Source organism: Burkholderia reimsis, assembly GCF_003294055.1.
GTDB lineage: Bacteria > Pseudomonadota > Gammaproteobacteria > Burkholderiales > Burkholderiaceae > Burkholderia > Burkholderia cepacia.
Genome location: NZ_QMFZ01000001.1, coordinates 167,469 through 190,379, shown reverse-complemented (window position 1 = coordinate 190,379; position 22,911 = coordinate 167,469). Strand labels below are relative to the sequence as shown.

At 70.6% G+C, this 22,911-nt stretch carries 21 protein-coding genes; 20 read left to right on the top strand and 1 reads right to left on the bottom strand.

Annotated features, from left to right (window positions below; all coding sequences use genetic code 11):
- Positions 1-21 precede the first annotated feature (21 nt).
- On the bottom strand, positions 22-969 hold the full coding sequence (locus tag DPV79_RS00900; protein ID WP_059484001.1) for a fatty acid desaturase family protein: 948 nt from the start codon (positions 967-969) through the stop codon (positions 22-24).
- 418 nt (positions 970-1,387) lie between these two features.
- On the opposite strand from DPV79_RS00900, the gene DPV79_RS00890 reads away from it, so the two are divergent.
- Genes DPV79_RS00890 through DPV79_RS00795 form a run of 20 tightly spaced genes read left to right on the top strand, consistent with a single transcriptional unit; the run spans position 1,388 to position 22,879 of the window.
- The gene (locus tag DPV79_RS00890; protein ID WP_113044517.1) at positions 1,388-3,151 is read left to right on the top strand and encodes a fatty acyl-AMP ligase; all 1,764 of its coding nucleotides are present in this window, start codon (positions 1,388-1,390) and stop codon (positions 3,149-3,151) included.
- Positions 3,148-3,858, top strand: coding sequence for an ABC transporter ATP-binding protein (locus tag DPV79_RS00885; RefSeq protein ID WP_113044516.1), 711 nt, complete (start codon positions 3,148-3,150; stop codon positions 3,856-3,858). Before DPV79_RS00890 ends, DPV79_RS00885 begins: the two co-directional genes overlap by 4 nt.
- The gene (locus tag DPV79_RS00880) at positions 3,830-5,047 is read left to right on the top strand and encodes an ABC transporter permease (protein ID WP_113044515.1); all 1,218 of its coding nucleotides are present in this window, start codon (positions 3,830-3,832) and stop codon (positions 5,045-5,047) included. The genes DPV79_RS00885 and DPV79_RS00880 overlap by 29 nt, the downstream gene beginning before the upstream one ends.
- The gene (locus DPV79_RS00875; protein ID WP_059688706.1) at positions 5,044-5,784 is read left to right on the top strand and encodes an outer membrane lipoprotein-sorting protein; all 741 of its coding nucleotides are present in this window, start codon (positions 5,044-5,046) and stop codon (positions 5,782-5,784) included. Before DPV79_RS00880 ends, DPV79_RS00875 begins: the two co-directional genes overlap by 4 nt.
- Complete coding sequence (locus tag DPV79_RS00870; RefSeq protein ID WP_113044514.1) at positions 5,774-7,093, top strand: hypothetical protein; 1,320 nt, start codon at positions 5,774-5,776, stop codon at positions 7,091-7,093. Before DPV79_RS00875 ends, DPV79_RS00870 begins: the two co-directional genes overlap by 11 nt.
- Positions 7,094-7,107: 14 nt before the next feature.
- Positions 7,108-8,211 (top strand): hypothetical protein, encoded by a 1,104-nt coding sequence (locus DPV79_RS00865; protein ID WP_111999175.1) that lies wholly within the window; start codon positions 7,108-7,110, stop codon positions 8,209-8,211.
- A 58-nt stretch (positions 8,212-8,269) separates the two neighbouring features.
- Positions 8,270-8,524, top strand: coding sequence for an acyl carrier protein (locus DPV79_RS00860; protein ID WP_011350104.1), 255 nt, complete (start codon positions 8,270-8,272; stop codon positions 8,522-8,524).
- Positions 8,525-8,531: 7 nt separating this feature from the next.
- Positions 8,532-9,434 (top strand): hypothetical protein, encoded by a 903-nt coding sequence (locus DPV79_RS00855; protein WP_059590712.1) that lies wholly within the window; start codon positions 8,532-8,534, stop codon positions 9,432-9,434.
- Position 9,435: 1 nt separating this feature from the next.
- On the top strand, positions 9,436-10,068 hold the full coding sequence (locus DPV79_RS00850) for a hypothetical protein (protein ID WP_113044513.1): 633 nt from the start codon (positions 9,436-9,438) through the stop codon (positions 10,066-10,068).
- Positions 10,069-11,052: a ferritin-like domain-containing protein gene (locus tag DPV79_RS00845; RefSeq protein WP_165843472.1), complete on the top strand. Its 984-nt coding sequence runs from the start codon at positions 10,069-10,071 to the stop codon at positions 11,050-11,052.
- Between the two features lie 3 nt (positions 11,053-11,055).
- Positions 11,056-12,036 (top strand): beta-ketoacyl-[acyl-carrier-protein] synthase family protein, encoded by a 981-nt coding sequence (locus tag DPV79_RS00840; protein WP_113044512.1) that lies wholly within the window; start codon positions 11,056-11,058, stop codon positions 12,034-12,036.
- A complete protein-coding gene (locus DPV79_RS00835) occupies positions 12,026-13,201 on the top strand; it encodes a PLP-dependent decarboxylase (protein WP_060307511.1) in 1,176 nt (391 codons plus the stop codon). The genes DPV79_RS00840 and DPV79_RS00835 overlap by 11 nt, the downstream gene beginning before the upstream one ends.
- 24 nt (positions 13,202-13,225) lie before the next feature.
- Entirely contained in the window at positions 13,226-14,818 is a 1,593-nt protein-coding gene (locus DPV79_RS00830) for an acyl-CoA ligase (AMP-forming), exosortase A system-associated (RefSeq protein WP_113044511.1), read from the top strand.
- The gene (locus DPV79_RS00825) at positions 14,815-15,906 is read left to right on the top strand and encodes a hypothetical protein (protein ID WP_113044510.1); all 1,092 of its coding nucleotides are present in this window, start codon (positions 14,815-14,817) and stop codon (positions 15,904-15,906) included. The genes DPV79_RS00830 and DPV79_RS00825 overlap by 4 nt, the downstream gene beginning before the upstream one ends.
- A complete protein-coding gene (locus DPV79_RS00820) occupies positions 15,906-17,756 on the top strand; it encodes an acyl-CoA dehydrogenase family protein (protein ID WP_165843471.1) in 1,851 nt (616 codons plus the stop codon). Before DPV79_RS00825 ends, DPV79_RS00820 begins: the two co-directional genes overlap by 1 nt.
- A 1-nt stretch (position 17,757) precedes the next feature.
- Positions 17,758-19,002: a citrate/2-methylcitrate synthase gene (locus DPV79_RS00815; RefSeq protein ID WP_113044508.1), complete on the top strand. Its 1,245-nt coding sequence runs from the start codon at positions 17,758-17,760 to the stop codon at positions 19,000-19,002.
- Positions 19,003-19,040: 38 nt separating this feature from the next.
- On the top strand, positions 19,041-19,703 hold the full coding sequence (locus DPV79_RS00810) for a class I SAM-dependent methyltransferase (protein ID WP_060221573.1): 663 nt from the start codon (positions 19,041-19,043) through the stop codon (positions 19,701-19,703).
- Between the two features lie 3 nt (positions 19,704-19,706).
- Positions 19,707-20,780, top strand: a complete 1,074-nt coding sequence (locus DPV79_RS00805; protein WP_048027529.1) for a TauD/TfdA family dioxygenase — start codon at positions 19,707-19,709, stop codon at positions 20,778-20,780.
- 13 nt (positions 20,781-20,793) lie between these two features.
- Positions 20,794-21,807 (top strand): ATP-binding cassette domain-containing protein, encoded by a 1,014-nt coding sequence (locus DPV79_RS00800; RefSeq protein WP_113044507.1) that lies wholly within the window; start codon positions 20,794-20,796, stop codon positions 21,805-21,807.
- Positions 21,800-22,879 (top strand): ABC transporter permease, encoded by a 1,080-nt coding sequence (locus DPV79_RS00795; RefSeq protein ID WP_060170278.1) that lies wholly within the window; start codon positions 21,800-21,802, stop codon positions 22,877-22,879. Before DPV79_RS00800 ends, DPV79_RS00795 begins: the two co-directional genes overlap by 8 nt.
- Positions 22,880-22,911 lie beyond the last annotated feature (32 nt).

Genomic DNA, 22,911 nt, shown 5'->3' with positions numbered 1-22,911 from the left:
GGGCGGCCGGCCCCGTCGCGGTCATGCCGATTGCGTGGACGCCGGCGCCGCCGCTTCGGCATCGGGCGCACGCTCGTCCGCATCGTCGTCCACCGTGCGCGGCGACAGCCTGCCGCGCAGCAGCGCGTAATAGAACTGCCGGTACGTGCGGTGGTAATAGCGGATGCGCGGCCCGATCGCGCCATGCAGGTCGTGCAGCCGCTCGATCGGCAGGTTCGGCATCATGTGATGCTCGACGTGATAGTTGTTGCCGTTCGTGAACCACGTCATGAATGCGTTGCTCTCGATCGTCCGCGTGTTGCGGAACGGATCGGTGCTCGTCAGGTCGCAGCGGTAGTGCTCGGGCATCTCGACCAGCGCATGCACGGGCGCGGCGACGAACACCAGCGGCACGACCCACACCCACACGGCAAACCACGTATGCAGCGCGACCGACACGCCGGCCAGCAGCGCGATCGCGGCGACCATCAGCAGGTGATCGCGGCGGATCGCGCGCGACACGAGCGGGTTGTCGCCGAAGCGCGCTCCCGGCACGACGAGCTTCGCGACGTTCTTCGCGAACTGGATATAGTGCGCGGCCATCGACAGCCGCCACGCCCACAGGCCGAGGTTGACGACGGGGCTCGCGCCGTACTGGTCGCCGTAGTCGAAGAACTCCTTGTTCTCCGGCGTGCCGAGCAGCCGGTGATGACGCAGGTGGCTGTCCTGGTACGCGTGGAACGACACCAGCATCGGCATGCCGAGCAGCACGCCGAACACCATGTTGAGCCGCTTGCTCCGGAACCCCTGGTAGTGCAGCGCCTGGTGCTGCAGCTCGACGCCGTGTGCGTACATCGCGCCGATCAGCAGGATCCCGACGATCTTCAGGATCACATACGTCGACAGCGCGAACAGCATGCCGTGCGCAATGAGCGCGACGTATACCGCGAGCTTCAGCGAGAAGACGACGCCGCTCGGGCGGCTCTTCATGTCTGCAACCGGTTTCTGACGGGCGACAAGCGATGAGGTGACGGACAAGACGCTCTCCTTGAGCCGGACCCTGCCCGGCGCCATGACACGGCGACGCTGGCGCGCTGCCGGGTTGCAATTCTTCTGTGAGTCGATGCTTCGGACAAACGAATTTTCCGAACGCATTGCATGACGCCCGCGCATGAGCGCACCACATCGTGAACTAGACGACCGGTCGAATGCGTACCGGTCATTCACCTGGCGCGGGTTCACATGCATCCGTGCGGGGCAGACCCGAGTGGATGCGTGCCGCTCATGCATAGCCTGCAAATATTCCGTTTGTCGCGTCATGTCGATCCGGCAAGAATCCCCCTCACTCGACGAACGGCGCCGCCGGCACCGTGGCACGAGCGGCCGTGTTCCTCAACGGGAGATTCTCGTGACGAAGTGCGCATCCACCATTCATCGCCTGATCGAATCGCTCGAGGACGTCGCGGGCGCCACGCGTCGCATGACGTTCGTCGACGAGGCCGGCAACGAGGCAGGCATCACGTACCGGCGCTTCGCGGAAGCAGTGTTTCACCAGGCCGGCGCGCTGCGTGAACTCGACGTGCGCGAGAACGACCTGGTGATGCTCGCCTTGCCCGCGTCGGTCGAGCACGCGGTCGCGATGATGGCCTGCGTGATGACGGGCGCGCTGCCCTGCACCGTGCCCGTTCCCGCGCGCCGCGCCACCGCCGGCAGGCAAGTGATCGACGTCGCGTGCGAGCTGTACCGGCCGCGCCTCGTCATTGCCGCCGATGCGCAGGCCGCCGCGTGGCGCGACGACGCGTTTCCCGCGGCGTCGACGCGCGTGGTCGATCTCGACACGCTGTCGATCGCCGCGGATGCCGGCGCGCGCGCGCTGATCAGCGCGAAAAGCGGCCGCGACCCGCACCATGTGCAGCTCACGTCGGGCTCGACATCCCACCCGAAAGCCGCGGTGCTCAGCCACGAGAACGTGATCGCGAATGTGCTCGGCATCGGCGGGTCGGTCCGCTTCGACATCGCGGCCGGTGACGGCACCGCCTCGTGGCTGCCGCTCTATCACGACATGGGGCTGCTCACGCTGCTGTCGAACCTGCACTACCGCGCGCCGCTGCTGATGATGCAGCCGAACAGCTTCATCCGGAATCCGCTCGGCTGGCTGAAACGCATCGCGTCATCGCGCGCGACCACGACGTCGGTGCCGACCTTCGCGCTGCGCTACTGCGTGCGCCGCTTCAATGCCGCCGCGATGGAAGGCGTCGACCTGTCCGCATGCCGCAACATCTTCATCGGCGGCGAACGCGTGGACGACACGACGCTGCGCGACTTCGCCGCGACGTTCGCGCCGTACGGCCTCGCGGCATCGGCGCTGCAGCCGTGCTACGGGATGGCCGAATCGACGCTCGCGGTGTCGATGCATCGTGCGTGGCATGAAGGCACGGTGGACGGCGCACCGTACGTGATCGCCGACACGCTCGACCGGCGCGCGCTGATCGAGCGCCGCGACGCGCAACCGGCCGCCGCGAACGACGGCGCCGACACCGAGACCGAAACCGTGCTCGCGATGGGCACGCCGATCGACGGCATGGCCTTCCGCATCCTCGACGACGGCGACCACGCGCTCGCGAACCGCGCCGTCGGCGAAGTCGCGATTCGCGGCACGTCGGTGATGCTCGGCTACCTGAATCCCGACGACGGCTCGATCGCCGCGCCGCTGACGGCCGACGGCTGGTTCCGCACCGGCGACATCGGCTACGTCGCGGACGGCCAGCTCCATATCCTCGGGCGCAAGAAGGAAGTCATCATCATCCGCGGCAGCAACTACTTCCCGCACGACATCGAGGAAGCGCTGGCATCGCATCGCACGCTGCGCAAGAGCACGTGCATCGCGTTCGGGCTGCCCGACCCCGAGACGGGCACCGAGCGGTTGGTCGTCGCGATCGAGGCGCGGCCCGCCGACGCGACACCGCAGACGCGTGCCGAGTGCCAGCAGCTGCTCGCATCGCGCATCGGCTTCGCCGCGCAGGATCTGTGCTTCGTCGAGCCCGGCTCGTTGCCGCGCACCACGAGCGGCAAGCTGCAGCGCCTGAAATGCCGCGACCTCTATGCGAACGGCGCGCTGCCGGTCATCCACGCGGCGGCGGCGGTCGAAGCCGGCCAGGGAGCGTACGCATGACGGCCGCCCCGCTCACGCCGGTGCTCGAGCTGCGCGACGTCACGCGCGTGTACGAGGGCGCGGGCCGCGTCGTCGCGGTGCGCGACGCGACGATCTCGATCGGCCGGCGCGACGTCGTCGCGCTTGTCGGCCCGTCGGGCAGCGGCAAGAGCACGCTGCTCAACCTGGCCGGCTTTCTCGACGTGCCGAGCAGCGGCGAACGCTGGCTCGAAGGCCGTCGGATCGACGACGCGCCGGACACGCTCGAACGGATCCGCCGCGAGCGCATCGGCTTCGTGTTCCAGCAGTTCAACCTGATTCCGGTGATGTCGGCGCTCGAGAACGTGGAGCTCGGCTGCTTCGCGTGGGGCACGCAGCGCACGCGCCGCGAGCGGGCCCGCGCGATGCTCGACGCGGTGGGGCTCGCCGCGCGCGAACGCCACCGCCCCGGCGAGCTGTCCGGCGGCGAGCAGCAACGGGTCGCGCTGGCGCGCGCGCTCGCCAAGGAGCCGGCGATCGTGATCGCGGACGAGCCGACCGCCAGCCTCGACAGCACCAACGCGCGCGCGGTGGCCGAGCTGATCCTCGACACCAACCGCACGCTGGGCACCGCCTTTCTGATTGCGTCGCACGACGATCGTCTGTGCGCGCACCTGCCGCGCCGCATCGAGATGCGCGACGGCGTACCGGGAGTGAATCGTGAACTGGTCGACGTTTGCGTGGCGTAACCTCTGGCGCAACAAGCGCCGCACCGTGCTGACGATGGCGATGATCGGCGTCGCCGCGTTCGCGTCGAGCCTCGCGCTCGGCTACGTGATCGCGACCTTCGACGCGGTGCGCGAAGGCTCGATCGACAGCGGCGTCGGCCACGTGCAGGTGCTGCACCACGGTTATCTCGACCTGATCGGCGAACGGCCGCTGCAGTACGGGCTGACCGCCGACGAGCAGGCAACCGCCGCGCGCGCCGTCGCCGCGCTGCACGGCGTCGCCACCACCGCGCGCGGCATCGACTTCGACGGGCTGATCTCGAACGGCGATCTCAGCTACGGCTTCGTCGGCGAAGGAATCGAGCCGAACCGCGAGCCGCCCGGCTTCTTCGACTATCACACGGTGCTGTCGGGCCGCTACCTGTCGCCCGCGAATGCCGGCACCGAAGTCGTCGTCGGCGCCGAACTCGCGCGCAAGCTCGGCGTGCACGTCGGCTCGGTCGTGCAGTTGATGGCCTCGACCGCGCACGGCGGCATCAACGCGACCGACGCGCAGATCGTCGGCGTGATGAGCACGGGCAACAAGGACGTCGACGAACGGATCGTCAACGTGACGTTCGCGGCCGCGCAGGCGCTGCTGCGCACCGACCGCGCGTCGCGCATCGCGGTGTTCCTGTCGGACACGGCGCACACGCCGGCCGCCGCCGCGACGCTGCGCGCCGCGCTGCCCGCGCTCGACGTGAAGACCTGGGACCAGCTCGTGTCGCTCTATCACCAGGTCGTCGCGCTGTACAAGAACCAGTTCTCGGTGTTCGGCGCGATCCTGTGCGTGACGATCCTGCTGTCGATGAGCAACTGGATCCTGATGAGCATCGTCGAGCGCCGCCGCGAGATCTCGACGCTGCGCGCGCTCGGCGTGCCGGCCGCGACGGTGCGCGGCGTGCTGATCCAGGAGACTGCCTTCCTCGGCCTGCTCGGCGCGGCCGCCGGCATCGCGGCGGCACTGCTGACGATGGTCATGCTCAACCACGCGCAGATCCACCTGCCCGCGCCGCCCGGCCGCGTGAAGCCGATCCTGCTCGAATTCGCGGTTTCGCCGGCCGCCGTGGCCGCCGTCGAAGGCGCGTTCGTCGTGCTCGGCGTGGCCGCCGCGCTGCTCGCGACGCTCGGGCTCGCCAAACGCAACATCCTCGAAGGACTCGCCCCATGAACCGCATTCGCCTGATGGTCGCCGCGCTCGTCGCGTGCGCGCCGCTCGCCCACGCAGCCGACGCACCGGCGGCCCAGACCATGCTCGCCCGTGCCGACGCGTACCGCAGCACGGCCGCCGATACGCAGACGAACATCCGGATCACGAACGAGGTCGGCGGACAATCCGGCGACGCGACGCGCTATCTCGTCTACACGCGCGGCAACGGCGACACGCTCGCGCTGACGCGCAGCGGCGAGAACGACGGCCAGAAGTATCTCGCGACGACGCGCGGCCACTGGTTCTACGTGCCGAACACGCGCAGCGCGGTACGCATCAACGGGATGCAGCGGCTGCAGGGCGAGGTCGTGATCAGCGACATCACGCGCACGCACTGGGCGGACAGCTATCGCGCGTCGGCCGCGCCCGGCGCGACGACGATCGCCGGCAAGCCGGCCACCGAGCTCGACCTGACCGCGACCGATCCCGACAACGTCTACCCGACGATCAAGCTGTGGGTCACGCCCGACACCGACGTGCCGGTGCGCGCGCAGTTCTTCCTCGCGAGCGGCCTGCTGTTCCGCAGCGCCGATTTCTCCGCGCCGGTCGATGCGAACGGGCGCAAGGTGATCCGCAAGATCACCTATCGCAACGAGATCGAGAAGCAGCGCGCGAGCGTCGTCGACATCCTCGACGGCCAGCCGCGCAAGATTCCGTCGGGCTGGTTCAACCCCGACACGCTTGCCGATGGCCAGTGACCACGACGCCCATGCCGACGCCCGTCGTGACCGCCCTCGTCCCCCGTCCAGTCGCCTCCGGCGCGGCGTCGTCCTCGCCGTTCCGCTCGCGCTCGGCTGCACGCTCGCGCACGGAGAATCGCTGATGGAACAGTTGAGCACGCTGAACGGCATCGCCTACGCACGCTCGGTCGACAGCATGGACGGCCATGCGCTGCTCGGCAGCCTGATCGGCGACCAGCCGCGCAACCAGCAGGAAGCGGGCCTGCTCGCGCGCATCGACGGCGAGAACCTGTTCCTGAACGCGCGCGCCGTCGCGAGCAACCATTCGCTCGGCGCGCAGGCCACCCGCTTCAACGAGGCCGGCGTGCGCTACGCATTCGACAACGGCATCACGCTCACCGCCGGCAAGCGGATCGACCCGCTCGACACGTCGCAGGCGTTCTTCCCGCTCGGCTTCTTCCAGAAGCGGGCCGCGACGGCCGACATCTACGACCGCTACGGCGACGTCGAAGGCACGCCGCTCGTCGAAGCGAAATGGGCCGGCGAACAGGCCACGCTGCAGTTCATCGCCGGCGAGAACCGCACGCTGCGCAACGACGTCGACAACCGCGACGTGCAGGGCGCGACGCAGCTCGTGCGCGGCGCGTACAACTGGTCGGGCGGCTCGGCCGCACTGCTCGCCGGACGTCATGCGGGCCGCGGCGGCGCCGGCGCGACGCTGTCGTTCGACGTCGCCCGCTCGAACACCGTCTATGCGAGCGCATGGCTCGAACGCGGCACGACACGGCCGCTGCCGGCCTTCATCGCGAACGGCACGCCGCTCGATTCGCCGGCCGCATACGACGCCGTCGATCGCCGCAACGACCGCCAGGTCATGTGGCGCAGCGCGGTCGGCATGCAGAGCGCATTGCCCGGCAACCTGTCGCTGATCGTCGAGTGGTCGCACGACGAGGCGCGTTACGACGCGAACCAGTGGCGCCGGATGGTCGGCGCCGTGCGCGCGAACAACGCGCTGCTGCCCGTCGCGCCCGGCGCCGCACTGGCCGGCCTCGGCGGCACCGCCGATTTCGTGAGCGCGGACGGCAACCTGCGCGACTACCTGTTCGCGCGGCTCGGCAAGAAGATCGGCCGCGTCGAGTATTCGCTGCGCGGCGTCTATTCGCCGCAGGACAAGGGCCTGCTCGCGATCGCCCAGATCGTCGCCGACGTGAACAAGCGCGTGAGCGTCGATGTCGCGCTCACCCGCGCGTTCTCCGACAGCAACTCCGAGTACCGGATGGTCGGTCTCGGCACCCGTATCGATGCCGCCGTGCGCGTGCGCTTCTGACAGGAACCCGCCCCATGTCCACGCTTTCCGCCCCCGCTTCGTCCGTCGACCTGCCCGCACCGCTGCTGCTGCGCGTGGCCGACCAGGCCGCGTATCCGGTGCTGCGCCACCTCGACTCGATCGGCACCATCGGCACGCCGCCGCGCGCGGCCGCCCGGCTCGTCGAGGCGGCCGCCGTGCGGCTGCTCGACAGCGAGATGGTGATCGCGCTGCGCGCCGCCACGCCGGACGTGCTGCCCGATTCATCCGCATCGACGCCACTGCGGCACGACGAGGCGCCGCTCACCGAAGCGCTGCTCGGCCAGATCGAACGCGAAGGGTTTCACCACCTGTTCAAACCGTTCATGCGCGCATTCATCCGCATCATGTTCGGGCTGTTCTTCTCCGACGACCAGAACCGTCGCGCATGCGACTGCATCGACAGCGGCCACAACTTCGCGTTCCTGATGAGCGACGGCGGCGGCCCGACCCTCGCCGCCTGGCGCACGGTCGTGCGCAGCGACGACAACGGCCTTGCGCTCACCGTCGACAAGGTGTGGGGCATCGAAGCGCATCGCGACTGCATGGCGGTCGTCGCCGCGCGGCTGCCGGGCGTGATGTTCCCGGCCGCGTACCTCGTGTGGCCCGACGAATACCGCAAGCTCGAGCGCACGACCTGCGGCGCGCCGTTCCTGGCGGGCAACCTGCAGCTCGCGAACGTCGGCGGCCAGGTGCGCGTGAGCGCCGAGGATCGCCTGCGGATCGGCGGCCCGACCGTGTTCAACAAGTACCTGACCGTCGTGCGCCCCTACTTCGTCCGCGCGCTGATGGCGCACGTCGAATGGCTCGCGCAAACCGGCCGCGTCGAGCTCGACGCGGACGCGCGCGCCGTCCACCGCTTCATCGCCGACGCCGCGCGCAACCAGACCGACGACGCGCACTACAGCTTCGGCAAGGTGCAGCGCGTGCTCGCGATCAAGCTGCTGTCGAACGAGTTCCTGACGGCGCTCGTGCGCGACGGCCGGGTCGCGACGTTCGACGACCAGCGCGACCTGCTGGCGTTTTCGAAGATGGAAGGCAGTTCGTACCGTTGTTATCACGAGCTTCGCAAGAGCCTGCGCTGCGAAGCCGGCAGTTGACCCACGCGACAGGCCGATCGATCCCGATCAACCCACTTCATTACCAGGAGCTCCTCTCATGACGACCCAGAACGTTCCGGCCGACGCGCTCGACATCCTGTCCCGCGAAGTCGCGAAGATCCTCAATGTCGAGACCGTCGACACCGACGCCGGCATCGGCGAACTCGGCATCGATTCGCTGAACATCGTCGAGCTGATCGTGTTCTGCGAACAGCTCTACGGTTCGATCGACCCGGAAGCGCTGAACATCACGCAGTACACGACGCTGCAGCAGCTCGACGCGCAACTGCGCCGCCAGCAGCACGCCGCCTGACACGACGATGCTCGCGCCCCTTGCGACCGTGGCGGCCGCCGCCGCCGAGCCGCTCCCGGTGGCCCCGGCGGCCCCGGCGACCGCGCTGACCGTGCAGGCGCTCGCGTACCGGCGCGTCGCGCCGTCGCGCGACGGCGCGGCCGTGCCGCTCGACGACACGGCCCGCGCGATCGGCGCGCTCGCGTGCGCCGAACGCGAGCGGCTGTGCGGCGCGGTCGGCGCGGACGACTACGTGGTCAGCTCGACGATCCTGTCGATGCTGCTGATGAACGATTCGCCGCAGCATCGCGTGTTCGCGCAGGCGCTCGCCGGCGCGAACGACTACACGCCCGACTGGATGACCTGCTCGTACGAATGCGCGGGCTGGGGCTACGTGCTGCGCCGCGCGCTCGCCACCGCGGCCGAAACCGGGCCGCGCACGCTGCTGCTGCAGATCGTCGACGTCGACGTGCACGGCTATACGTACTGGCACGGCAACCCCGCGTGGGGGCGTTCGGGCTTCGGCGTGTGCACGCTGCTCATCGACGTCGGCCGCGAAGCGTCGCCGGCCGCACCGTCGGTGCTCGCGGACGCCGCGCCGCCGGCCAGCGCGGTCGTGCGGCTCGGCCGCGACATCCGCACCTTCTGCGCGGCCCGCCCCGGCGTGCACGCGGCGCTGCCGTTCTTTCCGGCGACGTCGCGCCGCGCGCTGCTCGCGTCGGTCGGCAAGACGCCGTTGCTGCCCGACGGCCACGGGCTGTTCGGCCATGCGTTCGGCAGCGATCCGTGGCTGTCGGTGCTGCTCGCGCATCGCGACGGCGACACGCCGCACCGCGCGGCCGTCTGCTCGCTCGCGCTGAACGGCTATTACGCGGTCGCCGACGTCGCATTCGCGCCGGACGCGACGTTCTCTCTCGACAGCGAGGCATGACATGGTGCGGCCCGTTCACTTCACCTACCGGATCGAGCGCGATGCGCGGCAGCCGGTCGCGGTCGCCGCGAGCGCGTACCGGATGCCGCTCGACACGCCGGCCGACTATGCGCGCGCCGCGCTCGCGGAAGCGGCCGGTGAACCGTACGACGCCGGCGATGCCGGCGACGCATCCGGCAGCGAGCGCCGCGTGCTCCTCGACCACGTCCAGTATTTCGCATTCCTTGCGGAAGTGTCCGCGCGCATCCGCGGCGCGGTGCATCCCGACGCACGTGTGTTCATCGAAGTCTGCGCGCCGTACTTCGGCGCGCTGCCGGCCGAACTGCTCGCGCCGCACGTGCTGCTCGGCGTGCACCTGTACGACGAAGCGCTGCGCGACGCCGCGCGCGGCGCGCCCGTCGTGTGGATCGGCGACCGGATCCTGCGCGATGCCGAGTTCTCCGGCGACAACCGCGTGTGCTGCGCGATCTGGCCCGCGCGGCTCGCCGATGCGCTCGACGCGCAACTGCGCGGCCCGTGGCCGTCGTATGCGATCCGCCTCGTGCCGCATCCGCCGACACCGCGCGCCGCCGCCGCGACGCTTACCGATTCCGCCCATCATTCCGGCGCCGCCGCGCGGCCGGGGAGACCCTAAATGATTGACACGCTCACCGTTATGCAGGACACGGCCGACATCCGCTGGTCGATGCCCGTCGACGCCCTGATGTCGAACGACTACGCGCTGCGCGAAGAGGCGCTGAACCGGCTCTACGAAAAGGCGAAGGCCGCGCAGTGGGACGTCGCGACCGACGTCGACTGGAGCCACGACCTCGACCCGGCGAATCCGCTCGGCATGCCCGACCCGACGCTGCTGATCTACGGCACCGAGCTGTGGAGCAAGCTGTCCGACGCCGACAAGCGCGAGGTGCGCCATCACGCGCAGGGCTGGCTGCTGTCGCAGATCCTGCACGGCGAGCAGGCCGCGCTGATCTGCGCATCGAAGCTCGCGTCGGCCGAGGATGGGCTGAGCGCGCGCCTGTGCGCCGCCGCGCAGATGATGGACGAAGCGCGCCACGTCGAGGCATACGCGAAGCTCGTCAACGAGAAACTCGACGTCAGCTACCCGATGAGCCGCTCGCTGAAGGGCCTGCTGCACGACACGATCACGAGCAGCGCGCTCGACATGACGAACCTCGGGATGCAGGTGCTCGTCGAAGGCATCGCGCTGTCGATCTTCCAGAGTGTCGTCGCGTACAGCACCGATCCGTTCATCAAGGATCTGTTCCTGCGGATCCAGCGCGACGAGGCGCGTCACTTCGCGGTCGGCCGGATCACGCTGTGCCGCGTGTATGCGGAGATGAGCTCGACCGAGCTGCGCGAGCGCGAGGAATTCGTCTGCGAAGGCGCGGCCGTGCTGTACGAGCACCTGTGCGCGGACGACATCTGGGAGCCGATGGGCCTGTCGAAGCGCGAATGCAGCGCGATGGTGCGCGAGTCGCCGGTCTCCAGCTCGATCCGCCGCTCGATCTTCCGGCGCCTGGTGCCGACGATCCGCGAGATGGGCCTGCTCACGCCGACCGTGCAGGCGACCTTCGAAAAACTCGATGTTCTCGACTACGCGGCGATGCCGCTCAACTGAACCATGACGAACTCCTCCCAGGCGTCACGCGATTTCTGGATCGGCATCGACGCGGTGGCCTACGAACTGCCGGGCCTGCCCGTCGACATCGAGGCATGGGCCGCCGAGCGCGACTACCCGGCGCAACGGGCCGCGGCGATCGCGCAATCGGGCAGCCGCTACTTCCACATGGCGCTCGACACGAGCGAGACCGATCTCGCGATCGCGGCGGCGGGCCGCCTGCTCGACACCGCGCGCGTGCATCCGTCCGACGTCGGCGCGATCGTCCACGTGCACACGCAGCAGTTCAGCGTGCCGCCCGCGCCGCGCAGCCTGCCGCACGAGCTCGCCGCGCAGCTCGGCATCGAGCCGCTGTGGCTCGGCTCGGTCGCGCAGCTGAACTGCGTGTCGGTCGCGGCCGGCATCGAGACCGTTCGCGCGCTGATGCGCCGTTATCCGCAACTCGACGCGGCGCTCGTCGTGTCGTCCGACCGCGTGTACGGCGAGGATTACCGGATGCGGCAGATGACGGGCGTGCAGTGCGACGGCGCGGCCGCGATGCTGATCGCGCGCAACAGCACGAAGAACCGGCTCGGCGGCATCGCGATCGAGACGCACGCGAAATGGCATCGCGGCTCGGATACCGTCGCCGCGAACGAGGCCGACCTGATCATGATGGAGTGGCCGTACACGCGCAAGGCGATCGACGCGGCGGTCGCGCTCGAACCGCATGCGCTCGACGCATACGAGCTCGTGCTGCCGCACAACGCCGACCTGCCGGGCTGGAACGCGCTGTGCCGCGCGATGCGCGTGCCGGCCGAGCGGCTGTATGCGGAGAACATCCATGCACGCGGCCATGCGTGCTGCTCGGATTTCCCGATCAACCTGGCCGACGTCGGGCTCGACGCGGTCGCGCGCGGGCAGCGCGTGCTCGGCGTGATGCAGTCGAACTGCGGCGCGTACGCGGCCGCCACGCTCCATCCGGTGGGCCGCCATGACGCCTGAGCGCCCGCTTCCCCCCGCCGGCGACCACGCGTGGATCGCCGACCTGCGCACGCCGTGCTACGTGTACGAGCCGGAAGTCGCGATTGCGCGCTACCGGTCGTTGAAGGCGCGGCTCGGCACGCGGCTGATCGTGTCGCTGAAGGCGAACCCGAACCAGGACATGCTCGCGCGCTGTGCCCATGCGTACGAGGACGGCGTCGAACTCGCGAGCCGCGGCGAACTCGACGCGGTGATCGGCCGGATCAGGACGCCGCGCTACCTGAACAACCCGTCGATGGACGAGATGTTCATGCGTGCCGGGCTCGCGTCGCGCTGCCATTTCGTGCTCGACAACCCGGACGCGGTCGCGCGCTTCGTGCCGCTGGCGCGCGAAACCGCGGCCGGCGGCGGCACGCCGGGCCCGGTATTGCTGCGCGTGAACGCCGGCGCGCTGGCCGGCGACGACGCGCGGGCGCTGTGGCACGACCACTTCGGGATGACGCCGAACGAGGCGCACGACGCGGTGCGCACGCTCGCCGCCGCCGGCCTGCCCGTTGCCGGGCTGCACGTGTTCTCCGGCCCGCATTCGTTCATCCGCCAGGACGCGACGCAGCCCGACACGCTCGTGCTGCCCGAGCGGCTCGCGGCGCTCGCCCGCGATCTCGCGCCGGCCAACGGCGCACCGCTCGGCTCGCTGAGCCTCGGCGGCGGCTTCGCCGACGATCACCCGGGCGATGCCGCGTTCGACCGCTATGCGGCCGCGCTCGCCCCGCTGGCCGGCCGGTATTCGCTCGCGCACGAATCCGGTCGCGCGATCTTCGCCGACGCGGGCGTGTTCGCGACGCGCGTCGTCGCGGTCAAGACATGGCCGGACCGCACGATCGCCGTCTGCGACGGCGGGCTGTCGCATGCGTTCCTGCTCGCGCAGACCGAATCGGTGATGCGCCGGCTGGCCGCGCCGTCGCTCGTGCGCCGCACGCCTGCACCGCCCGCGCGCGGCGTGCCGACGATCTACGCCGGCAGCACGTGCAGCCGCGCGGACGTGATCGGCCGCGACGATACGGGCGCGCCGCCGCAGGTCGGCGATATCGCCGTATTCGCGCGCTGCGGCGCCTATCACCGGACGTACTCGATGGCGCATTTTCTGTCCCACGAAGCCGCGCACGTGTACGTGCGGCCCGCCTAGACCCACCAGAGAGAGGAGCCGATCATGAACGCCCTGATCAGCATCGCCGACCTGCTCGACCACGGCGCCGCGCGCTGGCCGCATCATCCCGCGTATGCCGACGGCGGCGGCACGATGAGCTACGAACAGCTCGCGCGCGCGGTCCGCCGCGCGGCCGCCGCGCTCGCGTCGCGCGGCGTGCGGCCCGGCGAGCGCGTCGCGATCTACGCGCCGAAACGCATCGAAACCGTGGTCGCGATGCTCGCGGCCAACGCACTCGGCGCGATCTTCGTGCCGGTCAATCCGCAATTGAAGGAAGCGCAGATCGAACACATCGTTGCCGACAGCGGCGCGGCGCTGTTCATGACCGGCGCGCAGCGATTGAAGCGCCTGCCGGCACTCGCCGCGCTCGTCGGCACCCGCGCGATGCTGATCGAGGAGCTGGCCGATGCGATCGCCGCGTCCGACGCCGGCGCTTCGGCACCTTCGGCACCTTCGGCACCTTTGGCCGCCGGCCGCCCGGTCGACGACGATCCCGCCGCGCTGCTCTATACGTCCGGCTCGACCGGCAAGCCCAAAGGCGTGGTCGTATCGCACCGCAACCTGGTGTCGGGCGCGTTCAGCGTCGCCGCGTACCAGGGGCTGGCCGACGACGACGTCGTGCTCGGCGTGCTGCCGCTCAGCTTCGATGCTGGCCTGAGCCAGCTCACGACCGCGCTGGCGTCCGGCGCGTGTTATGCGCCGCTCGACTTCCTGCAGCCGGCCGACGTGCCGCGCCATTGCGACGCGTTAGGCGTGACGTCGATCACCGGCGTGCCGCCGCTGTGGATGCAGCTCGCGTCGGCCGGCTGGAGCGACACGGCGCGCACGCGAATCCGCCGCTTCGCGAACACCGGCGGCCATCTCGCGACGCCGCTGCTGCACCGCCTGCAGGCGCTGTTCACGCACGCCGCGCCGTACCTGATGTACGGATTGACCGAAGCGTTCCGTTCGACGTACCTGCCGCCGGCCGACGCGGCGTTGCGCCCGACGTCGATCGGCAAGGCCGTGCCGAACGCCGAGATCCTCGTGCTGCGTGCGGACGGCAGCGAATGCGCGGCCGACGAGCCGGGCGAACTCGTGCATCGCGGCGCGTTCGTCACGCTCGGCTACTGGAACCGGCCCGAGCTGACCGCGCAGCGCTTTCGCCCGCTGCCGCGCCGGCACGGCGAGATCCCGCGCCCCGACGTCGCGGTGTGGTCCGGCGACATCGTGCGGCGCGACGCCGACGGCTACCTGTATTTCGTCGCGCGCGGCGACGACATGATCAAGACCTCCGGCTACCGCGTGAGCCCGACCGAAGTCGAGGACGTGCTGTTCGCGCTGCCGCACATCCGCGAAGCGGCGGTGTTCGGCGTGCCGCACGCGTCGCTCGGCGAGGCGATCGCCGCATGCGTCGTGTCGACGCTCGACGCCGACGCGTGCCGCGCCGACATCGCACGCGCATGCCGCGACGCGTTGCCGACCTACATGAGCCCGCTCGTCGTCGAACCGCTGCCCGCGCTGCCGCGCAACCCGAACGGCAAGATCGACCGCCCCGCGCTGAAAAACCAGTATCGCGACGCGTTCGCGCGCACGAACGAGGAGACCGCCGCATGACCCTGTCGACGCTCGATGAAACCTGCCTCGGCGCGCGCCGCGTCGCCGAGCCCGGCACGCTCGCCCTGTCCGGCGGCGTCGTGGTGCTGCCGCCCGCCGTCGTGTTCAGCGCGATCCAGGCACAGGAGCGCCATCCCGGCTACCGGCACCTGCTGCTGCCGCAGGCGCGCTTCGCGCGGCCGCGCGGGATGGGCGCGCTGACGCCCGAGGAAGGCACGCGCCTCGCGCCGGGCGGCCGGCCCGCGCTGCGGGTCGCACCGCCCGGGCGCAGCCTCGCCGATCTCGCCGCCGACGCCGCGCTCGACCTGCGCGACCAGCTCGGCTCCGGGCAACTGGCCCGCACGACCCACGTGATCGTCGCGAGCTGCGCGCTCAACGAAGGCATCGGCGACTCGGTCGTCGGCCGCATGCAGTACGAACTCGGCCTGCAACGCGTGACGCCGTTCGCGCTCGGCCAGAACGGCACGCTCGGCTGGTATTCGGCGCTGATGCTGCTCGACGGGCTGCTCGACGAAGGCGACCAGGCGCTCGTGATCCTCAGCGACAAGTGGCTATATCCGTTCTTCCGCCAGTTCGGCGACCTGGTCGGCTACGGCGACGCGGCCGCCGCGCTGCTCGTGTCGCGCGCGGGCCCGGCGCCCGAGCCGGCCGACTGGGGCGGCGTGCGGTCCGTCGCGCTCGAGTTCGGGCCGTCGATCGCCGATCCGTGGGCCGACGCGCCGGGCGCGCTGCGCGACACGCTCGCGCCGGTCGCCGCGCGCGCGATCCGCCGCGCGCTCGACATGGCCGGGCTGCGCGCCGATCAGATCGACTGGTGCGTGCCTCCCGGCTTCGATCCCGGCTTCGCGGCGCGCGTGGCCGACGCCGCGTCGATCCCGGTCGGCGCGCGGATTCAGCACGACGGCTCGGGCCACCTGTCGTCGGCCGAATCGGCGGCCGCGCTGATCCGGCTCGCCGGTGCGCTCGACGAAGGCGAGCGCCGCACGGTGCTCGTGTGGGATGCGGCACTGCATGGCGCGGCGGCGGCGGCCGTCGTCGACCTCGCCGGCGGCCTCGATGCCGCACTCGATATCGAAGGAGACGCATGATGAGCGCCTACAAGGTCAGCCTGCGCGAACTGCGCTTCTTTCTGTGGGAACTGTTCGAAGCCGACAAGCGGTTCCTGGCGGAACACGGCCTGTACGGCACCCATGACCGCGCATCGATCGACGCGCTGCTCGAACGCGCGCGCGACTTCGCGCTCGACCTCGGCCGCAGCTACCAGCAGGCGGACGTCGAGGGCTGCACGCTGCTCGACGACGGCCAGGTGCGCATTCCGTCGCATTTCCACGCGTTGTGGGCGCGGTTTCGCGACGAATGGTCGAACACGCTGTTCGGCACCGCGCACGGGCTGCCGCCGATCGTCACGCAGATGATCTACGAGATGTTCATGGGCGCGAACCCGTCGTTCATGACGTACGGCGGCTTCACGCGCCCCGCGATCAAGCTGCTGCAGATGCACGGCACGCCGCACCAGAAAGCGCTGATCGCGCCGCTCGAGGCGTACCGCTGGGATGCGTGCTTCTGCGCGACCGAGCCGCAGGCCGGCACCGACCTCACCGCGGTCGCGCTGCGCGCGACGCCGCTCGAACGCGACATCTACGCGATCGACGGCGAGAAGGTCTACATCTCGGCCGGCATGCACGAGCTGACCGAGAACACGCTGTATTTCGTGCTCGGCCGCATCGACACCGCGTCGCCCGATTCCTTCTCGCTGTCGTGCCTCGTCGTGCCGCGTTTCTGGCCGGACGAGGAAACCGGCGAATTGCAGCCGAACCATGTCGACTGCATCGGCCTGCCGCGCAAGATGGGGCTCAAGGGCTGCGCGAACACGCACCTGGTGTTCGGCGCGAACGGCACGACCCGCGGCTGGCTGCTCGGCGGCCGGCGCAACGTCGGCCTGCTGCAGCTGATGCCGCTGATGAACCAGGCGCGGATGAGTACCGGGATGTTCGGCGTCGGCGTCGCGTCGAGCGCGTACCTGCACGCGGTCGAGTATGCGGGCCGCCGGCTGCAGGGCCGGCCGATCGAGCGCGCGTCGAACACGAATGCCGCGCGCGTCGCGATCGTCGAGCACGCGGACGTGCAGCGCATGCTGGTCGACATGAAGAGCCGCGTCGACGGCTGCCGCGGCCTGCTCGGCAAGCTCGCCGCGACCGCGACGCGCGCGGCGATGCTCGAAGCGACACCCGACGCCGATCCGGCCGAGATCGAGCGCCATCGCAAGCTGCAACTGCTGCTGACGCCGGTCTGCAAGGCGTTCATCTCCGATCAGGCATGGCGGATCTGCGAAACCGCGATCCAGGTGCACGGCGGGCTCGGCTACACCGACGCGAGCCCCGTCGAGCAGAACGCGCGCGACGTGAAGATCCTGTCGATCTGGGAAGGCACGAACTACATCCAGGCGCAGGACCTCGTGCGCGACAAGCTCGGCTTCGGCCGCCATTCGCGGCTGATCCAGTACTACCGCGACGAACTCGACGTGTTCCTCGCGCGCCAGCATCACACGGGCACGCATGCGGAGCTGCGCTCGCTGTTCGACGCGCTGCGCACGGGCGCCGACCGGATCGCCGCCGCGCTCGACGACATCGCGCGCGACGTGCAGGACGGTCATACGCACCGCAGCAGCCAGTTCTACACGCGTTTTCTCGAGATGTTCGGCGTCGTCACGTCGGCGTGGGTGCTGCTCGAATCGGCGACGATCGCCGCGCGCCGGCTCGACGCGCCGGACACGGCCGACACGCCGGCCGAACTCGCGTTCTATCGCGGCAAGCTGAAAAGCGCGCGCTACTACTTCGCGAACGTGCTGCCCGTGGTCGACCAGCACGCGGCCGTGATCGCCGCGATGGCGCACGCGGCGATCAGCGTCAGCAGCGAAGAACTCGTGCAGGCGGAATGACATGGACACGACACTCGATTCCGGCACGAACGCTTCGACCACCTCGACCGGCGACGCCCCGCGCAACCTGCTCGGCCGCCCCGCAACGCGCCATCGCGGTACCGACATCGATGGCGCGACGCTCGAGCCCGAGGCGCTGCGCGTGCGCGATCTCGACCTGAACGCGCTGATCGGCGCAACGACGTTCGAAGGCGCGCTCGCGCACCTGTGGTTCGACGTCGCGCCGGGCAACACGGCTCATGGCAAACACGAGGCCGCGATCCGCACGCGGCTCGCGGCGTTCGCCTCGGCGCTGGCGCCCGGCTCGGCCGCGCAGTCCGTCGCCGCGGATCTCGGCGCGGCGGGTGTCGCGCCGGTGTTCGCGGCCGCGTCCGGCCTGTTGCGCGGCTTCGACGACGTGACGGCACGCATGCCCGGCAACGCGCCGGACGACGCCGATCTCGACACGATGCTGCTGTGCGCGGCCGCCGCGCCGTTCCTGCTGCACGCGGCGATCGAAGGCCGTCCGTTTGCCGCCGGCACCGACGGCGGCGCTTCGCTCGATACCGCCGCGACGCAAGCGCAACGCATGCTCGTGCTGACCGGCGCGACGCGCCACGATGCGCAGGCTCAAGCGGCAATGGACATGCTGCTCGTCGCGTGGCACGCCGGCTTCGGCTACATCACGCCGACCGTGCTCGCGCCGCGCGTCGCGATCGGCACCGGCGTCACGCTCACGCAGGCGATCGCGTCCGGTTTCCTCGCGAGCGGCCCGTCGCACGTCGGCGCGGCACTCGAAGCGATGCACTGGCTCGCCGCGCTCGCACGCTCGGTCCCGGGCGGCATCGACGCACCGCCCGCCGCGCACGACGCCGCCGGCCGCGCGGCGATCGATGCGGCGCTCGACGCGAAACACACGCTGTACGGCTTCGGCCATCCGCTGTTCGTCGCCGATCCGCGTCCGCCGCACATGCGCGGCCTGTTCGCCGCGCACGGCTTCGACGGTGCATACGTGACGCTGTTCGACGCGTGCTGCGCGCAGGCCGACGCCCGCCGCGCGTTGCGGCCGAACATCGATTTCCTGACGGCCGCGACGCTGCTCGAACTCGGTGTCGCCGCGCCGTCGTGGGGCGTCGGTGTCGGGCTCGGCGCGCGCATCGCGGCGATGGCCGCGCATGCGGTCGAGCGCCGGCGACGCCCGGCCTTCGGCGTCAACAGCGCGACCGCGCGACGGCTGCTGGCCGCCGTGCCGGTCGGCTGGTTGTGAACCTTCATCCATCGGCACCATTCAGCAAAAGGAACGTCATGCTGCTCAAGAACCTGCGCCCGGCGAACGACTACGATCGCTTCGCCACCGAAACGCTCGAACCGTGGGACCTGCTGTTCATCAGCCGCATCCGCCAGCTCGCGCGCGGAATGACGCCCGGCGTGATCGCCGACATCGGCACGGCCACCGGCGTCGTGCCGGTGCGGCTCGCCACCGACCCGGCGATGCGCGGCTGGCGCTACGTCGGCATCGACCTCGATCCGGCGATGCTCGACGAAGGCCGCCCGCGCATCCGCGAACTCGATCTCGACGACACGATCGAGATGCGCGTCGGCGACGCGCTCGCGCTGCCGTTCGACGACGGCACGCTGACGATGGCCGTCGGCCGCGCGACGCTGCACCACCTGCCCGACAAGGCGCTCAGCCTGACCGAGATGTATCGCGTGCTGGAGCCGGGCGGCATCGCGCTCGTGCACGACATGCGCCGCGACGCGCCGCAGCACCTGCTCGACCGCTTCACCGAGATGCGCGCCGCCGCCGACTATCCGCCGACCCACGTCGAGGAAAAGATCACGCTCGACGAAGCGCGCGCGCTCGTCGCCGAAGCCGGCCTCGCGGACGTCGCGTCGATCTACAGCCCGAGCGCCGGGCTCGGCGCGCTCGGCTTCGAGATCCTGCTGAAGAAACCGGCGCTGGCCTGAGCGATGACCGACCTCGCCTTTCTCGCCGCGCACGCCGCCGTGCGGCTCGGCGCCGACGACGTGCACTGCGCGGCGGTCGCGCCCGGCGCGACGCTGCCGCTGTGCGTGACGCCGCGCAGCGCCGAGCTCGCGACCTCGCCGGAGATGTTCGTCGCGTGGTACCGCTCGCGGCTCGACACGATCGACACGCTGCTCGACGCGTGCGGCGCGCTGCTGTGGCGCGGTTTCGCGGTGCCCGACACCGCCGCGTTCGGCCGCCTCGGCGCGCTGTATCCGGCGCACGCGAACGGTTACACGGCGGGCGCCGCGCCGCGCAAGCAGATCGACGGCCAGGTGTACGAATCGACCCGCATGCCGCCGCCGTTCAAGATCGGGCTGCACCAGGAGATGGCCTACATGCCCGCGTTCCCGCGCCTCGTCGCGTTCTATTGCCGGCAGCCGGCCGATGCGGGCGGCGAAACGCCGATCTGCGACATGCGGCGCGTGACGGCACGCGTGCCGGCCGCGCTGCGCGAACGGTTCGCCGCGCGCGGCGTGATGTACCTGCGCAACTTCGCGGCGCCCGGCGATCGCGCGGACGGCCTCGCCGCCAACCCGAACCTGCCGTTCGCCGAATACCACCGGCCGTGGCACGACGCGTTCGGCACGCGCGACCGCGACGAGGTCGAGCGGCTGTGCGCGGAACGCGGCGTCGGCTGCCGCTGGCTCGACGACGGCAGCGTGACCGTGTCGCACGTCGGCAGCGCGCTGCGCGCGCATCCGCGCACCGGCGAAACCGTCTGGTTCAACCAGGCCAGCGCGCAGCACCCGAACCCGCGCTCGATGGGCGAGCTCAGCTACCGCTACCTGCAGCGCATGTACGGCGCGCGCGCCGCGTTCCCGTACGAGATCCGCTACGGCGACGGCTCGCCGATGCCGTTCGACGATCTCGTCGCGATCTACGATGCGTTCGACGAAGAGGAGCTCGCATTCCCGTGGCAGGCCGGCGACGTGCTCGTCGTCGACAACATGCTGGTCGCGCACGGCCGCAACCCGTACCGGGGCGCGCGCGACACGCAGGTCATGCTGTTCGACTGACAGGAAGCCGACGATGAGCGATTCGTTCCTCGCCTCCGTGCGCGCGCTGTTCGGCCCGCACGCCGCGTTCGACCGGCCGCTGCGCACGGCCTCGCAGCCGCTGCCCGATGCGCACGCGCCGGGTGCGGCGCTCGGCGCGCGCGCGATCGACGTCGCGGCCGGCGATTTCCGTTTCTCCGCGCGGCACGTGCGATTCCGGCTCGGCGCGGTCACGGCGATCGTCGGGCCGAACGGTTCCGGCAAGACCACGCTGCTCGAAACGCTGCTCGGCTTCCGGCGCGGCGGCACCGACGTGCGCGTACTCGACGTGCCGGCCGCGCGCTTCATGCGCGACACGCCGTCGCTGCGGCGGCTCGGCGCGCAGCTGCAGAAGGTCGAGTATCCCGACCATCTCCGCGTGTCGGAGATCGTCGCGCTGCACCGCGCGATGTACGTGCAGGCGGACGCCGCGGTCACCGAGGCGCTCGGCATCGCCGAACTGCTCGACAAGCCGTGCCGCGCGCTGTCGAAGGGGCAGCGCCAGCGCGTGGATCTCTACGTGGCGCTCGCGCACCGCCCCGAACTGGCCGTGCTCGACGAACCGTTCACCGGCCTCGACCGTCGTTATGCGGGCGTCGTGATCGACCTGCTGCGTCACCGCGCGCGCGGCACGAGCGTCGCGATGATCTGCCACGCCGAGGAGGAGCTTGCCGTCGTCGATGATCTCGTCTGGGTGCGCGACGGCGGCGTGCGCTACCAGGGCGACAAGGACGCGCTGCGCGCCGAGCTCGTCGGCGAAGCGCGCGCGGTCCTGCATTGCCGCGACGAAGCCGACGCGCGCGCGCTGCGCAAGCGGCTCGCGGCGCTGCCGGGCGTGACCGGCGTGCGCGTGTCGGCCGCGCACGTCGTCGAGGTGTTCGGCGATGCGACGCTGCATCCGAACGTGCACCGCATCGTCGGCGAACAGGGCATCCAGCATCTCGCGCTCGCGCCGAGCACGCCGGGCGACCTGCTGCGCCTCTGTACCGAGGGCCCCGTCCATGACTAAGGTGTTCCTGATTCTCGTGCGCAACGAGCTGCTCGGTTATCTGCGCAGCCGCTCGTCGCTGTTCTGGACGCTCGTGTTCCCGGTGTTCCTGCTGAGCGTGATGCTGTTCGCGTTCGGCGGATCGGGGTCGCTCGGCACCGCCGACATCGCGTTCGACGTGCCCGGCGGCGCGACGCCGTACAGCCGCGCATGCGAAGCGCAGATCGTCGCCAGCCTCACGCACAGCGACACGGTGAAGGCGACCTTCGGCGGGCGCGGCGCGGCGGCCGATCGCGTGACCGTCGTGCTCGGCGCCGACGAGCGCACGCCGGCGACGATCCGCTACGACTTCAACGGCTCGCTCGCGGTCAAGGCCGCGTCGCGCGTCGTCGAGATCGCGCTCGCCCGCTGCGCCGCGCAGCGGCTCGGGCTGCCGGCCGCGCAGGCGCGCTTCGAGAACGCGGCACCGGCGCGCCGCCCGTTCGACTATGGCGCGTTCTTCGCGACCGGCATTCTCGTGATGGCGTTCATGGCGATCGGCCTGAACTCGACGACCACCGCGATCGCGTCGCTGCGCGAACGCAATACCTTCAAGCTGTACGTGTGCTTCCCGGTCTCGCGCGGCGTGTTCCTCGCCGCGCTGATCGTCGCGCGGATGGTGATGATGGCGCTGTCGGCGCTCGTGCTGCTGACGGTCGCGCGTGTCGCGTTCGGCATCGCGCTGCCGATCGCGACGCCGGACGGGCTGCGTGCATTGCCGATCGTGCTGCTCGGCGCGGCGATGGTGCTCAGCATCGGCGTGCTGCTCGCGAGCCGCGCGCGGTCGCTCGCGGCCGCGGAACTCGCGTGCAACGTCACCTACTACCCGCTGCTGTTCTTCAGCGACCTGACGATCCCGATGCACGACGCACCGGCCTGGCTCAAGGCGGTACTCGCATTCCTGCCGACCAACCAGTTCGCCGTCGCGCTGCGCGGCGCGCTGGTCGACGGCGCCCCGTACGCGCAGCTCGCGCCGCAACTGCTCGGCATGACCGCGAGCACGGCGCTGTTCCTGTTCGCCGCCGCGCGACTGTTCCGCTGGCACGACGCATGACGCATGACGCGTCGCCCATTGTTTCGACGAAG

Bases quoted from the DNA above. Each gene is read 5' to 3' on its own strand.
- DPV79_RS00900 (WP_059484001.1), bottom strand. From the start codon at position 969: ATGAAGAGCCGCCCGAGCGGCGTCGTCTTCTCGCTGAAGCTCGCGGTA.
- DPV79_RS00885 (WP_113044516.1), top strand. From the start codon at position 3,148: ATGACGGCCGCCCCGCTCACGCCGGTGCTCGAGCTGCGCGACGTCACG.
- DPV79_RS00875 (WP_059688706.1), top strand. From the start codon at position 5,044: ATGAACCGCATTCGCCTGATGGTCGCCGCGCTCGTCGCGTGCGCGCCG.
- DPV79_RS00870 (WP_113044514.1), top strand. From the start codon at position 5,774: ATGGCCAGTGACCACGACGCCCATGCCGACGCCCGTCGTGACCGCCCT.
- DPV79_RS00865 (WP_111999175.1), top strand. From the start codon at position 7,108: ATGTCCACGCTTTCCGCCCCCGCTTCGTCCGTCGACCTGCCCGCACCG.
- DPV79_RS00860 (WP_011350104.1), top strand. From the start codon at position 8,270: ATGACGACCCAGAACGTTCCGGCCGACGCGCTCGACATCCTGTCCCGC.
- DPV79_RS00855 (WP_059590712.1), top strand. From the start codon at position 8,532: ATGCTCGCGCCCCTTGCGACCGTGGCGGCCGCCGCCGCCGAGCCGCTC.
- DPV79_RS00850 (WP_113044513.1), top strand. From the start codon at position 9,436: ATGGTGCGGCCCGTTCACTTCACCTACCGGATCGAGCGCGATGCGCGG.
- DPV79_RS00845 (WP_165843472.1), top strand. From the start codon at position 10,069: ATGATTGACACGCTCACCGTTATGCAGGACACGGCCGACATCCGCTGG.
- DPV79_RS00840 (WP_113044512.1), top strand. From the start codon at position 11,056: ATGACGAACTCCTCCCAGGCGTCACGCGATTTCTGGATCGGCATCGAC.
- DPV79_RS00835 (WP_060307511.1), top strand. From the start codon at position 12,026: ATGACGCCTGAGCGCCCGCTTCCCCCCGCCGGCGACCACGCGTGGATC.
- DPV79_RS00830 (WP_113044511.1), top strand. From the start codon at position 13,226: ATGAACGCCCTGATCAGCATCGCCGACCTGCTCGACCACGGCGCCGCG.
- DPV79_RS00825 (WP_113044510.1), top strand. From the start codon at position 14,815: ATGACCCTGTCGACGCTCGATGAAACCTGCCTCGGCGCGCGCCGCGTC.
- DPV79_RS00820 (WP_165843471.1), top strand. From the start codon at position 15,906: ATGAGCGCCTACAAGGTCAGCCTGCGCGAACTGCGCTTCTTTCTGTGG.
- DPV79_RS00815 (WP_113044508.1), top strand. From the start codon at position 17,758: ATGGACACGACACTCGATTCCGGCACGAACGCTTCGACCACCTCGACC.
- DPV79_RS00810 (WP_060221573.1), top strand. From the start codon at position 19,041: ATGCTGCTCAAGAACCTGCGCCCGGCGAACGACTACGATCGCTTCGCC.
- DPV79_RS00805 (WP_048027529.1), top strand. From the start codon at position 19,707: ATGACCGACCTCGCCTTTCTCGCCGCGCACGCCGCCGTGCGGCTCGGC.
- DPV79_RS00800 (WP_113044507.1), top strand. From the start codon at position 20,794: ATGAGCGATTCGTTCCTCGCCTCCGTGCGCGCGCTGTTCGGCCCGCAC.
- DPV79_RS00795 (WP_060170278.1), top strand. From the start codon at position 21,800: ATGACTAAGGTGTTCCTGATTCTCGTGCGCAACGAGCTGCTCGGTTAT.